General features: G+C 56.7%; 11 protein-coding genes, 1 tRNA gene and 1 pseudogene. 10 read left to right on the forward strand and 3 right to left on the reverse strand.

The window, feature by feature from the left end:
* Window positions 1-76 precede the first annotated feature (76 nt).
* Entirely contained in the window at window positions 77-1,729 is a 1,653-nt protein-coding gene (locus tag MCM46_04225; GenBank protein ID MCG3111013.1) for an Ig-like domain-containing protein, read from the reverse strand.
* A gap of 202 nt (window positions 1,730-1,931) precedes the next feature.
* Here MCM46_04225 and rlmN point away from each other — a divergent pair, with 202 nt between their 5' ends.
* Both rlmN and MCM46_04235 read left to right on the forward strand, forming a co-directional pair.
* Window positions 1,932-3,035, forward strand: a complete 1,104-nt coding sequence (gene rlmN / locus MCM46_04230) for a 23S rRNA (adenine(2503)-C(2))-methyltransferase RlmN (GenBank protein MCG3111014.1) — start codon at window positions 1,932-1,934, stop codon at window positions 3,033-3,035.
* Between the two features lie 84 nt (window positions 3,036-3,119).
* Window positions 3,120-3,275: a YHS domain-containing protein gene (locus MCM46_04235; GenBank protein MCG3111015.1), complete on the forward strand. Its 156-nt coding sequence runs from the start codon at window positions 3,120-3,122 to the stop codon at window positions 3,273-3,275.
* A 60-nt stretch (window positions 3,276-3,335) separates the two neighbouring features.
* Here MCM46_04235 and MCM46_04240 read toward each other — a convergent pair whose 3' ends face one another.
* Window positions 3,336-4,025: a periplasmic heavy metal sensor gene (locus MCM46_04240; GenBank protein ID MCG3111016.1), complete on the reverse strand. Its 690-nt coding sequence runs from the start codon at window positions 4,023-4,025 to the stop codon at window positions 3,336-3,338.
* 195 nt (window positions 4,026-4,220) lie between these two features.
* On the opposite strand from MCM46_04240, the gene MCM46_04245 reads away from it, so the two are divergent.
* The 6 genes from MCM46_04245 to MCM46_04270 all read left to right on the forward strand — a co-directional run bounded on the left by MCM46_04245 (window position 4,221) and on the right by MCM46_04270 (window position 10,219).
* Window positions 4,221-5,618 carry an insulinase family protein gene (locus tag MCM46_04245; GenBank protein MCG3111017.1) on the forward strand — a complete coding sequence of 466 codons (1,398 nt, stop codon included), beginning with the start codon at window positions 4,221-4,223 and terminating at the stop codon, window positions 5,616-5,618.
* Complete coding sequence (locus MCM46_04250) at window positions 5,615-7,111, forward strand: insulinase family protein (GenBank protein ID MCG3111018.1); 1,497 nt, start codon at window positions 5,615-5,617, stop codon at window positions 7,109-7,111. The genes MCM46_04245 and MCM46_04250 overlap by 4 nt, the downstream gene beginning before the upstream one ends.
* On the forward strand, window positions 7,108-7,953 hold the full coding sequence (gene larE / locus MCM46_04255) for an ATP-dependent sacrificial sulfur transferase LarE (protein ID MCG3111019.1): 846 nt from the start codon (window positions 7,108-7,110) through the stop codon (window positions 7,951-7,953). Before MCM46_04250 ends, larE begins: the two co-directional genes overlap by 4 nt.
* 7 nt (window positions 7,954-7,960) lie before the next feature.
* On the forward strand, window positions 7,961-8,542 hold the full coding sequence (locus MCM46_04260) for a hypothetical protein (GenBank protein MCG3111020.1): 582 nt from the start codon (window positions 7,961-7,963) through the stop codon (window positions 8,540-8,542).
* Window positions 8,543-8,662: 120 nt separating this feature from the next.
* Window positions 8,663-10,087, forward strand: a complete 1,425-nt coding sequence (gene gltX, locus MCM46_04265; GenBank protein ID MCG3111021.1) for a glutamate--tRNA ligase — start codon at window positions 8,663-8,665, stop codon at window positions 10,085-10,087.
* A gap of 58 nt (window positions 10,088-10,145) precedes the next feature.
* A tRNA-Gln gene (locus MCM46_04270) sits at window positions 10,146-10,219 on the forward strand.
* Window positions 10,220-10,811: 592 nt separating this feature from the next.
* On the opposite strand, the gene MCM46_04275 is transcribed toward MCM46_04270, so the two are convergent.
* Entirely contained in the window at window positions 10,812-12,269 is a 1,458-nt protein-coding gene (locus tag MCM46_04275) for an MFS transporter (protein ID MCG3111022.1), read from the reverse strand.
* A gap of 146 nt (window positions 12,270-12,415) precedes the next feature.
* On the opposite strand from MCM46_04275, the pseudogene MCM46_04280 reads away from it, so the two are divergent.
* Window positions 12,416-12,547, forward strand: a pseudogene (locus MCM46_04280) (LysR family transcriptional regulator).
* Window positions 12,548-12,730: 183 nt separating this feature from the next.
* Window positions 12,731-13,348: a LysR substrate-binding domain-containing protein gene (locus MCM46_04285; protein ID MCG3111023.1), complete on the forward strand. Its 618-nt coding sequence runs from the start codon at window positions 12,731-12,733 to the stop codon at window positions 13,346-13,348.
* Window positions 13,349-13,458 lie beyond the last annotated feature (110 nt).

Here is a 13,458-nt window from a genome sequence, read left to right on the forward strand (position 1 = left end):
CAAATAAAAATTTAAATTTCATTAAGTATAAAACGCGCCTATTACCTACCGATAAAACCGATATTTCATAGACACCTTAGGGAATGCCTCGCGCATACTTAAGGTCCTCAGCATCCCCAGCGGCCCGGTAACTGATGTGAACCGTTCCGTTGTCAACTGCAAGGTAGGTGTCCAATCCAACCTCACCGGGGGCGTCAATCGTATAGGTCGACCAACTCTCCGGGACGAGACAATTCGATGGACAGACCGCATACTTTAGATTCTTATTGTCATCGTTCCGGTAGCTGACATGGAGGACATTGCCCACCACTTTGATCTGGCTGCTCCCTCCCGCCGCATCGATGGCAATCTTCTCCCATGCATCACCGGTATCTGCGCAGCTACTTTCGCAACGGGCATACATTAGAAGACCGTTGCTGTTGTCCCGGTATGTAACGTGTATGACATCACCGTCATCCACAGCCAGAGAATTCTCGGTTCCAACGTCAGCCTGATCCGCCCCCCCATTATCAACTACAATTGACTTCCAATTTATTGGGACAAGACCCTGATCGGAGCAATCATTAGACATAAGACAGGTTGCATATTTCATTGTTCCATCTAAGTAATAGCTGATATGGATCGCTGTATCGGTAACAAATATATGGTTGGGCGCCCCGGCATCGTTTCCTTGCTCGCCGTTGATTTTATTCCACACTGCCCCAAGAGAATCACAAGATCCTGAACAGGTGGCATAAGCAATGATATCTTGACTTGAAGTGTCGCCGATCTTCCGGTAGCTGATGTGGACCGTGTTATTTCTAACTTTGATGTAGGTGTCTGTCACACCATAGAGGGTATCGTCAACAATTACCCGAGACCAGACCCAAGCGCTTCCATCCGCATTTTTTACCCCCTTGGCATACTTTAATATTCCCCGGTTATCGTTGTCCGTCCCCCCCAATATAGACGCATCACTCGTATCCACATCCCGGTAGCTGACATGGAGGGTCTCCCCGTCGATTGCCAGGTTAATATCGCGGCCAAGCTTCTGGTCTTCGAGTTGATTAATCTCTAGATCGATCAATTCTTTTTTCCAATTTGCAGGATTGCTACAATCTGTCGAGCAGAAGGCATGTTTGGGAAGCCCGTCTTCTTCAGAATAGTAGACAATATGGGTCCTCCCCGTGATGTCCAGGGCAATTGCGGTGCACTCGCCGGTATTGATCCCGTCACCATCCACAGTAATGCTGCTAAATGAAAGGGGGGGGACAAATACTTCCGTTTCAAACGACCACACGTAAGGAGAAGAGAGGAGATTCCCCTCCTGGTCTCTCACCTGCGGCAAGAGTGTCAGTGTATAAGAAAAATCATATTCCAAATTGGTTGTACGACTCAAGCGAATTATCTTGCAGTCCGCATCGACGCAGACCGCCGCATATCCGATGTTCCCCAAACCTTCCAGACCCCCCTGAAAAGTAGCGACGTCCATTGATTTGTCGAAGGTGATCTCAATGAAGGCGCTGACCGAAACGGAATTCCCTTGGGGTGCCGCAGAAATGACCGACGGCGGGTCTGTGTTGGGTGTTCCCGGATTTCCTCCGCCGGGCGGAGGATTGTTCGGAGGAGGATTGGTTCCATCGGAGCCACCCCCACCCCCTCCGCCGCCGCACCCAAACAAGAGGGCAACAAGAAGGGATAGGATGAAAAGCGTTTGTCCGGGTCTAAAGATGAAAAGACGGCGTTCCACGATCGGAGAATCTCTTTAAATAAAGTTAATGCCTTCTAGAGTGAATTACCTTCTTTTTAATGTCAAGCTTTTTTTACCCTCTATGACATCCCTGTTCGATGCCTGAACATGAACGAGAGAACTCGGAACGGGACCCGGTCCTCCCCTCGCGTTATACTCACCACATTGCAGAAGAGGGGATCTCTATGATAGGGTAAGCAACATGACAGAGAGCAAAAAGAACATCCTCGCCTTCTCTTTTGAGGAGCTGGAAGCGTGGCTCCTTGACCTCGGCTGGAAAAAATACCGCGCCAAGCAGCTCCTCTCTTGGCTTTATCAGCGGCGGGCCGCCGATTTTGAAGAGATGACCGACCTCTCCAAGGCCGACCGCGCCCTTTTGGCCGAAAAGGCGTCTCTGCGCCATCTCGAGATTGTCACCCGCCGGAAGTCAATCGATGGAACTGAGAAGTTTCTCTTAGGGTTGGAGGATGGAAACCGGATCGAATCGGTCCTGATTCCGGACGACAACCGCCTCACCCTCTGCATCTCTTCGCAGGCCGGCTGCACCCTCGACTGCGGCTTCTGCCTCACCGCCCAGGAGAAACTGAAGCGCAACCTGAAGGCCGATGAAATCGTCGGCCAGATCCTCACCGTTCAACGGACCCTGCCGGAAGAGAGCCGAATCACCAATATCGTGATGATGGGAATGGGCGAACCGCTGGCGAATCTCACCCAGGTGGTCGAGGCGCTCAAACGGATGATCTCGCCGATCGGGCTCGGTTTCTCGCCGCGCCGGGTCACCGTCTCGACGGCGGGGATGGTCCCACAGATTTTAAAGCTCTGGGAAGAGGTGCCGGTGAACCTCTCAATTTCCTTAAATGCCACCACAAATGAAGTTCGGGACCAAATCATGCCGAAGGTCAACCGGCTCTACCCGATCGAAGAACTCTTGAAAGTCTGCAAAGCCTTCCCCCTTCCGTCTCGCCGGAGGATCACTTTCGAATATGTCCTTCTGGCCGGGGTGAACGACACGCCCGAAGATGCCGCACGATTAGTCCGTCTGAGCCATGGGATCCGATGCAAGATCAACCTGATCCCTTTTAATGAATTTCTCGGTTCACCGTATCGCCGCCCGGCCGATCAGGATGTCTTGCGCTTCCAGGACATCCTGCACCACGCCGGCCTCACGGCCACCGTCCGGAAGAGCAAAGGAAGAGATATCCTCGCCGCCTGCGGCCAGCTCAACAGTGAAGTCGGCGCCGCATCCCTTCCTTTGGTCCAACCCGTTCGCCGGACGCAGACCCCAACCTCAGCGCTGCCCTGTTAAACACCACCCTCTTGAACCGCGGTTTCCTGAAACGCTACACTGGAATAGTGAGCGATTATCAGTTTAAAGCGAGGAGAGAGTGATATGGAAAAGTCGATGACCGATCCGGTCTGCGGGATGCAGGTAACGAACGAGAACATCTGTACCGATTTTGAAGGAAAGCATTACTGCTTTTGCTCGGAGGGATGTTTTCAGAAGTTCCAGAAGTCTCCCGAACAATACGCCCGGAAGGCGGGATAAAGGAAGTCTCTCTGCTTGACCGGAGATCGCGGATCTCCGGTCAAGTGAATACGAATCTATTTATTCATCGTCGTCTTCGTACGAATCATCGGACATTCCCATCGATCCGTGCGGGGATCCCATCCCCATAGAGCCGTGCGGCGAGCCTTTACCACCCCCCATCGAACCGTGGGGCGAGCCCTTCATCCCTTTTCCTTTACCCATTTTTCCGTGAGACATCCCGCCCATCATTGAATGCATTCCACCGCCGCCCATCGACATCCGGCGCTCGATCATCGATCTGAATTTGTCATACTGAACATCGGAGAGAAACTCTTTCGCCTTGGCCATCGAGCGGACCCGAAACATCATCATATCGGTTTCCAGCGCTTCTTTTTCCTTCGCCTTTTTCTCGATCTTCGAAAGGTCAAGCTTCGGATCGGCGATCAACTCCTCCAGCTCAATCTCGGCCACCTGTAGATTGGCCCGCTTTTGGATCCCTCCCTTGCGATAATCGATAAAAAGATCGTGGAGTTTTTTCGCCTGCTCGTCGTTCAGATTGAGCCCCTCCTTTAACCCCTCCGCCGAAAAGAAACTTCCGCCGCGCATCCCGGAAGACGGAGGATGGCCCTGCGGTCGTTCCGTCCGCCCTCCCCCCCCGCCGCGGTGGGGACTTTGGCCGGGGGATCCCTGCGCCATCACTGTCGTCGCGGTCAGAGAGACCATCAACATCCCGATTCCAATTTGCCGGAACAGATTCCGTTTGTCCATCAGATTCCTCCTCAGATAATTTTTCGACTGGTCATCACAAGTGTCTATAATAAACGAAAATCCTTCATCAGACAACCGCCGGTTCCGAGCCACGCAAAAGTTGGGGTTCAACATGTTGAACCCCAACGCTGCCTTGACACACTTTTTAAGCATCTGTTAAGATGACCGAGTTTAGAAAATCGCTTAGGAGCCAGGATGCATCGAAGAGAAAGATCGCCCCGCCGGAACCCTTCCCTCTTTTTCCTTCTTTTATTTTTCCTTCTCGTCCCCGTCTTCGGCCAGGCCGCCAAGATCGAAGAGGTGATTCTTCCCAACGGCCTCAAGGTGATCTTGCTGGAGGAGCACAAAGCGCCGGTCGTCACCTTCCAGGTCTGGTACAAGGTCGGCTCGCGGAATGAGATCACCGGCAAAACCGGCCTCTCCCATCTCCTCGAGCATATGATGTTCAAGGGAACCCCGAAGTATGGAAAGGGAGAGTTCTCACGGATCGTCGCCAAAAACGGTGGGACAGAGAACGCCTTCACCGGGAACGACTACACCGCCTACTTCGAAAACTTCGCTTCGGATCGAATCGAGTTGTCGCTGGAGCTGGAATCGGACCGGATGCAAAACCTCATCATCGATCCGAAAGAGTTCCAACTGGAGGCGGAGGTCGTGAAAGAGGAACGCCGGACCCGAACGGACGACGACCCCTACTCCTTCCTGATCGAAAAATTATACGCCATTGCCTTTTTGGTCCACCCCTACCATGCGCCGGTCATCGGCTGGATGAGCGATCTCGACCATCTCACCCGCGACGACGCCTTCGACTACTATAAACGTTATTACCAGCCGAACAACGCGACAATCGTCGTGGTGGGAGACTTCAATACCAAGATCCTCCTCCCCAAAATCAAGACGGCCTTCGAGAAGATCCCCAAAGGGCCGGCGCCGCCGAAATACATTCCGCCCGAACCCCCTCAGCTCGGCGAGCGGCGGACCGTTGTAAAACGGGAGGCGCAGCTGCCGTTTGTCTTCACCACGTTTCATACTCCCAACTACAAGAGTCCCGATACCTATGCGCTGACGCTCCTCGCAAATATTCTTTCGTCCGGAAAAAGCTCCCGGCTCTACCGCGGCCTCGTTTATCAGCAGCAGATCGCGCTCGATGCCGGCGGCCATTACGACGGCCTGACCGCCGATCCGGAGCTCTTCTACGTCTACGCGACGGCGCGTCCGCAGGTTTCCCCTGAAGAAATCGAAGAGGCCTTGACCGATGAGATCAGCCGGCTTCAAACGGAGCCGGTCTCCAATCAGGAGCTGCAAAAAGCGAAGAACCAGATCGAAGCTGAATTTATTCTGGGATCCGATTCCAACTTCTATCGCGCCATGCGGATCGGCACGGCGGAGACGGTCGGCGCGGGGCATGAATATGTCACCCGGTTCGTCGACAACATCCGGAAGGTCACCGCACAGGATGTCCTGCGCGTCGCCCGGAAGTACCTGGTCGAGGATCAGCGGAGCGTCGGCACCCTTCTTCCCCCTTCCGCGGGAGAAGAGGCCGAAGCGGCGGAAAGCACCGCTCCCGATGAGCCTGCAAAGGAGTCTCGATGAGTTATTCCGGAAAGCCGGCCCTCTTCCCGGGGCCTCTTGTTCGTTTGATCCTCCTTCTTTTTCTCGTTTCCATTTTCACATCGGTCGTCCCCGCTTCCGCCGCGGAGATCAAACCAAAGCGGCTGGTTTTGGAAAATGGGATCACCCTTTTGATCCTGGAGCGCCCTTCCCTCCCGATCGTCAGCGTCGAGGCGCTGATTCGGGCCGGCTCCCTCTATGATCCGAACGACAAGGCCGGCCTCGCCAACCTGACCGCCTCGCTCCTCGATGAAGGGACCAAGAAGCGGAGCGCAACCCAAATCGCCGATGCGGTCGATTTCATCGGGGCCAACCTCGCAGCCAGCGCCAGCGAAGATTATATGACCGCCAGTCTCCGGGTCATCAAGAAGGAGGTGGATACCGGGTTCGATCTCTTGTCCGACATCCTCATCAACCCCGCTTTCGATCCGAAAGAGGTGGAGCGGGTTCGAAAAAATATCCTCGGCAGCATCCTCTCGGAAAAAGACCAACCCCAGACGATCGCCGACCGGGCCTTCCGAAGCATCATCTTCGGCGAGCACCCCTATCAACATCCGGTGATCGGCCGGGAGGAGACGGTTCCGAACATCACACGCGAAGAGATCGCCGCCTTCCATCATACTTATTATGCCCCGAACAATCTGATCCTCTCGATCGTCGGCGACGTCACAGAGAGGGAAGCGGTGGCGCTCGCCAAAAAGTATTTCGGGAAGTGGGAACGAAAGCAGATCATTTTTCCGAGAATCGGCCCTCCCTCCCCCGTTCAGGCGAGAAAAATGGAGCTGATCGACAAGGAGCTGTCCCAGGCAAGCGTCATCCTCGGCCACGTCGGCATCGAGCGGGGAAATCCCGACTATTACGCCGTTACGGTGATGAATTACATTCTCGGCGGCGGCGGATTCTCTTCGCGGATGATGACCGATATCCGGGACAACAAAGGTCTCGTCTACTCGATTTACTCCCTCTTCGACGCCAACCGGTTTCCCGGCGAATTCGCCGTAAACCTTCAGACCAAATCGAAGAGCGCCAACGAGGCGATTGAGGGGGTTCTGGCCGAGATTCAGAAAATCCGGAGCGCGCCGGTCACCGAAACGGAGCTCGCCGAAGCAAAGGCCTACCTGGTCGGAAGTTTCCCGCTGCGGATGGAGACCACAGCGCGCCTCGCCTCGCTCCTCTCCGCCATCGAGTACTATCAACTCGGGCTCGACTACTTCGAAAAGTACCCGAGCTATATCAAGAAGGTCACTCAAGACGACATCCTGCGGGTCGCCAAGAGGTATCTCGACCCGGAACACTACGCGCTGGTCGTCGTCGCGAAGCAGAGCGAAGCGAACGTGAAGGAGCCTCCCGCTCCTCCGCCGGTGGAATCGGGGGCGGGGGCGATGAAAAACGCCCCTGAACCGGAGGGGGGAATCCGAACAAGCGACCCGCCGCTGATCAACATCCCCGAGAGCAAAGAGGGAGCGGCCCGGTGAGGGACTCGCAACCTGCATACGATCGTCTCTTTCAAATTCTCCACGAGATGGAATCGGTTGCCGTCGCCTACTCCGGCGGGGTCGACTCCGCCCTCGTTGCGAAGGTTGCTCATGACGCCCTCCCGGAGACCGCCGTCGCCGTCACCTCGATCTCCCCAACCTTTCCCTCGTCTCAACTGGAAGAGGCCAAGCAGGTCGCGGCCGCCATCGGCATTCGCCAGATCTTCGTTCAATCCGACGAGCTCGAAATTCCCGGCTATGCCGAGAATAATACAAACCGCTGCTACCTCTGTAAGGACGACCTCTACACCCTCCTGACCGACGTCGCTGAAAGAGAACGCCTCCGGACCATCGTGGATGGAACCCATCTCGACGATCTGACCGATATCCGTCCCGGCCTCAAGGCCGCGCGGGAACGGGGGGTCCGCAGTCCCTTGGTCGAGGCGGGGTTGGACAAGGAGGGGGTCCGGTCGCTCTCGCGGGAGTTGGGGCTCCCGACCTGGGACAAGCCGGCCTCCGCCTGCCTCTCCTCGCGATTTCCGCACGGAACGCCGATCACCTACGAACGTCTCAAACAGGTGGAGGAATCGGAAGAGGTTCTTCGCCGGACCGGATTTCGGCAGTTCCGTGTCCGCTACCATGGCGAGACAGCCCGGATCGAAATCGCGGTCGAAGAATTCCCGGCCCTTCTCGATGCCGAGCGGAGGGAAGGGTTGGTCGCGCAGATTCAAGCCTGCGGGTTCAAATGGGTCACCCTCGATCTCGCCGGCTATCGACCGGGAGGCGCCGCTCGGCCGAACGGAAATGTGATCCTGCTGCACCGGTCCGATGATCAGAAATAGCCGATCGTTGTTTTTTTTATTCCTCTTTTTTTTCTTGCTGACCGCTGAGGCCCCCGGCCCCCCGCCGGTGTGGGTCGCCGATCTGACATTGACCCTTCACTCCCCCTACCATGCCCCGATCACCGCCAAGGGAATCTTCCACCAAACCGGATCAAAGATCCGATACGAGCCGGCGGGATCGGAGGAGATCGACCTCTACGACCTCCAAGAAATGGAAGAGCTCCGTCTTTTCCCCGCCGACCGGATCTATTTTCGGGCGAGGCTCGGTCCGGCGCGGATACTGAAAGCGGTCCGGGAGGGATGGTTGCCCCCCCCGGCTCCCCTGGAAGAGAAGCGGATTTTATTAAAGGAGGGGACCATCAAGGAAAGGGCGGCGCGCCTTTATTTGATTATTCTTGAAGAGAAGGGGAAAAAGTGGCACTCCCTTCGGTGGGTCACCGCCGACGCGGCCGAGTTTCCCCTTCGAACGATCTACCCCGCCAGCGATTTTGAAACGGTCGTCGCCGACTACAATTCGCTCCGGACCGAACCCTCCGACCCCGCCCGGTTCACCCCGCCCGCCGATTTTTTAAGCGTGAACCCGTTTTAAACACCGGCAGAGAATTTCAGAGAGACAGGGCGGACACAACGGTCCGCCCTACAACTTTACTTTCGTTCTCAAAGATGCCATAATTTCGCAACGTTTTTAGGTAGAAGGAGATTGCTCGATATGTCGTCCGACGTTCGCGTCCGCTTCGCCCCCAGCCCCACCGGCTACCTTCACATCGGCGGGGCCCGGACCGCTCTTTTCAACTGGCTCTTTGCCCGCCATCATGGCGGAAAGTTCTTCCTCCGGATCGAAGATACCGACCGCTCCCGATCGACCGATGAGGCGATCGAGGCGATCATCGACGGGATGCGCTGGTTCGGTCTCGATTGGGACAAATGGGAAGGCTCGGACAAAGATCCGATCCGGCAGACCGACCGGTTTGATCTCTATCGACAGAAGGTCCGGGAGCTGCTCGACCGCGGTCTGGCCTACCGCTGCTACTGCACCGCCGAAGAGCTCGACGCGCGACGAAAAGAGGCGATGGCCCAAGGAAAAGTCCCCCGTTACGACGGCCGCTGCCGCCTGCTGACCGCACCGATCCCGGGGAAGGAAGCCGCCATCCGGTTTAAGGCCTCCTCCGAGGGGGAAATCGTCATCGACGATATGGTCAAGGGGAAGGTCGTCTTCGACGCCAGCACCGTGGACGATCTGATCATTCTCCGATCGGACGAGACGCCGACCTACAACTTCTGTGTGGTGGTCGACGACGTCGACATGCAGATCTCCCACGTGATCCGGGGGGACGACCATCTGAACAACACCCCGCGGCAGATTCAGCTTTATCAGGCGCTCGGTTATCCCCTCCCGCGCTTCGGGCATGTTTCCATGATCCTCGGCCCCGACAAGGCACGCCTCTCCAAGCGCCATGGGGCGACCGCCATTCAGCAGTATCGCGAAGAAGGATATCTTCCGGAGGCGATGGTCAACTACCTCGTCCGTCTCGGCTGGTCCCACAAAGACCAGGAGATCTTCTCTCTGCCGGAGCTGATTGAAAAGTTCTCGATCGAGCAGGTCGGCGCTTCGGCCGCGGTCTTTAATCCCGAGAAGCTGATCTGGCTGAATGCACACTATATTAAGACCGGCGATCCGAAGCGGCTCGCGCAGCTTCTCCTCCCGCACCTGGAGCGGCTCGGCGTCCCTGCCGGCCAGATCGATATGGCTCGACTGGAGCAGATCGTCGTCGCACTGCGCGAGCGGACCCGGACGTTGAAGGAAATGGCGGAGTCGGCCGTTTATTTCTTTACGGATGAGATCACGGTCGATGAAAAAGCCCAGAAGGTTCTGACCCCGGAAGCCCTTCCAATCCTGAAGGCGGTTCGCGATCGGCTGGCGGGAACGCCGTTTGAGCACGCGCCTCTGGAAGAAGCCTTTCGATCGATCAGTGAAACACTGGCATTGAAGCTGGCCCAGATCGCTCAGCCGGTTCGCGCCGCGGTCACCGGGAAAACGGTGAGCCCGGGCATTTTTGATGTGCTGATAATTCTCGGAAAAGAAAAATCACTAAAGCGATTAGACCGACAGGTGGCTCAATTCACCGCAAAATAGTCGCTTGACAGAAAAAGCGCTTTCCGTTAAATTCTTTCTACCTTCCAACCTTCTCTATTGGGGGATCGTCTAGCGGCAGGACAGCAGACTCTGACTCTGCTTACCGAGGTTCGAATCCTCGTCCCCCAGCCACCTCTTTTCTTCCTCATTCAAAACGGTCAAATTCCTCTTTTTTATTAACAAAAATAATGCTTCTGTATTCAACATGGAATTCGAGACTGGATTTTCGGAAGGCAGGTACTTTCGAGATCAGCTTCTAAACAGTTGAGAATCTCTATTATTATCAGTTCTAATCCTCGACCCCTTTTTGAGATGAGCGATAATCCCTTGAAGTTTTGAATTATTGAATTCTAATGCCTGTAAGAATTTTAGAAGCTGGCAGTTTCGAAGTCTCTGCTATGCCCCAGGTCACGAGATGAGAAGGGTTCTCTAGGATCTGCGGTCGTTGACTCTGGTCAGTTGAATAGCATTTCTGTAACCGACCCTATACAACGGAATGGCCGAATATGCGATTCTTTAAATTTAGGGTATCCGCAATACGTGATTGATTTGTGAATTTCATTGCTCATTGTTTGTTAGATACAAAAACGCAATACATGATTGATAAAAAAGTGCGTGATATGGTCAAAATGCATTGTGTGATTGATGCGAGGGCACGTTAAGCTGTATTGTCAGTTCCCGACAGGCTGGCGGTCCCAACGCTGACGCATCACGTCGAGTAGGATTATGACATGTATCCAGCGTGCGAAGGGCGTTTTGCGAGCGCACGGCTTCCAACCGCGATGGCAAGCGCGACGACGATCAGAATGGCCGCGACTGCGAACGTGATCCGCATGCCGCTGGCAACGGCCTCAGGACGCGCCGTGGTGATGTCGATCGTTGACGATGCGAGCGCGAATACCGCGCCCATCGCGGATGCACCGGTGATGAGCCCGAGATTGCGCGATAGGTTGAGCATGCCGGAAATGACGCCCCGCTGGTCCGCGGGGATCTCTGCCATGACGGCAGTGTTGTTGGCCGTCTGAAACAGCGCATAGCCGACGGTGATGATTATGATGGGCGCGAGGTAGCCGATGATGCCGAGCGTCGCCGGCATCATCGAAAGAATGAAGGAGCCGGCCGCGATTCCGATGAGCCCGACGAGGGTCATGCGTTGCGCGCCAAAGCGGTCCGCAATGCGACCGGCCGGCACACCCGTCAGCGCGACGACCAGCGGACCGACCGATAAGACGATTCCAACCATCGCCGCATCAAGCCCAAGCGCACGCGAGAGATAAAACGGCCCGACCACCAGCGTCACCATCATCACCGTCGAGACGAGCGCGCTCATGGCGAGGCTCGCACTCAGCACCGGATCGCGGAACATCTCCAATCGGATCAAAGGCGATGCGGCGCTCGCCTCGGCGAGCACGAAGAGGCCGACTCCGAAGACCGCAGCCAACAGCAATGTGATGTTGAGCGAACCGAAACGGCCGCGCCCCATCGTCATGGCGAGTGCATACGCCGCGAGCGTCAGCGCAAGCAGCAGCGTGCCCACAGGGTCGAAGCCGGCCCGATCCGCCTTCGGCTCCCGGCGATCAATCGGCAGGGTGCGATGGGCGAGAATGAAAGTCAGGAGTCCCAGCGGTAGGTTGACGAGGAAGATGGCCCGCCAACTGAGTCCTGCGATCAGAACGCCGCCGAGCGATGGACCGAGCGCAGTGCCAATCGCGGACATCGTTCCGAGCAGCCCCATGGCGCTACCGGTCTTTGCCTTCGGAACCGTCTCGCCGACAAAGGCCATGGTGAGGGCCATCATGATGGCCGCTCCCAGGCCCTGCGCCGCCCGTGCGGCAATCAGCATCCGGAGCGTGGGCGCGACGCCGCACAGGACCGAGGCGACCGTGAACAGGAAGATTCCGGCCAGTAGCAGCCGTCGGCGGCCGGTGAGGTCGCCGAGCCGTCCGACGCTGACGATCAGGGTGGTAATGGCGAGGAGATAAGCGAGAACGACCCACTGGACTTCCTGGAAGGAGGCGTTGAACGCCTCTGCCAACGTCGGCAAACCGACATTGGCGATGCTGGTGCCGAGCGAGGAGAGCAACATGGAGAGCGAAAGGGTGGCGAGCGCCCACCGGACCGAAGGGGCCCGTTCCACACTTCCAGCAACGGCCTCATCTCGTTCTGCAATAATCGGCTTCATCTGAACTCCTTTTTCCGGCGGCTCCCGAAGCGGAGCTGTCATAAACAGAGTATAGTCATTTGCTTGACACGGCGGAAGGCGCGCCATTTACACTTTATTCATGCGTTTGACGCCACATCACAATCAAACTGTGCTATATTCGACCCATGTCGAGACCCGATCTCAACTTGCTGATCACCCTGGATGTGCTGCTCGCCGAAGGCAGCGTTGCGCGCGCGGCCCGACGATTGCGCCTGAGCCCGTCGGCGATGAGCCGGGCGCTGGCGCGATTGCGTGAGACGACGGGCGATCCGCTGTTGGTCAGGGCAGGACGCGGTCTCGTTCCCACACCCCGAGCACTCGAACTTCGCGAGCGGGTCGGTCGACTCGTGCAGGACGCAAATTCGGTTTTACGCCCTGCCGAGAAGCTAAACCTCAATCAGCTCGTCCGAACGTTCACGCTGCGGACCAGCGAAGGCTTTGTGGAAAACTTCGGAGCGGGCCTCATTGCTCGCGTCGGCGAGGAAGCGCCCGGCGTGCGGCTCTGCTTCGTGCAGAAGCCGGACAAAGAGAGCGCGTCACTTCGCGACGGGACCGTCGATCTGGAAACAGGCGTTGTCGGGGAGACGACCGGTCCGGAGGTGCGTGCGCAGGCATTGTTCCGAGACCGTTTCATTGGCGTCGTGCGAAAGGGGCACCCGCTGAGCCGGGGCGAGATCACTCTCTCCCGTTATGTGACCGGCAGGCACATCTGCGTCTCGCGGCGGGGGCTCGACCGGGGACCGATTGATGACGCCTTGAAACCGTTCGGGCTGCAACGGGAGATCGTCACGATCGTGGGTGGTTTTTCGACCGCGCTGGCGATTGCTCGGGCCTCCGATCTGATCGCCACTGTTCCCGAACGACACACCGGAAACCTGCACGCCGGAATGCATCGTTTTCCCCTTCCGGTCTCCACGCCGGAGATCACGGTTTCATTGCTCTGGCACCCACGGCTGGATGCCGATCCTGCGCATCGCTGGCTGCGCGGGTGCGTTCGGGACGCTTGCGCGGAGCAACGTACCGATTCATCGACAAACGGAAAAAAGGCTGAAGGCTGAATTAATATTGCGAACCGGCAACAAATGCTTACACCGAATCGCTGAATAATCTGATACGGGTTTAACATCATCAAATGCGGACACCCGATTTAATCAGTGGAGGGAACTTC

The organism is Candidatus Manganitrophus morganii (assembly GCA_021651055.1).
Lineage (GTDB): Bacteria > Nitrospirota > Nitrospiria > SBBL01 > Manganitrophaceae > Manganitrophus > Manganitrophus morganii.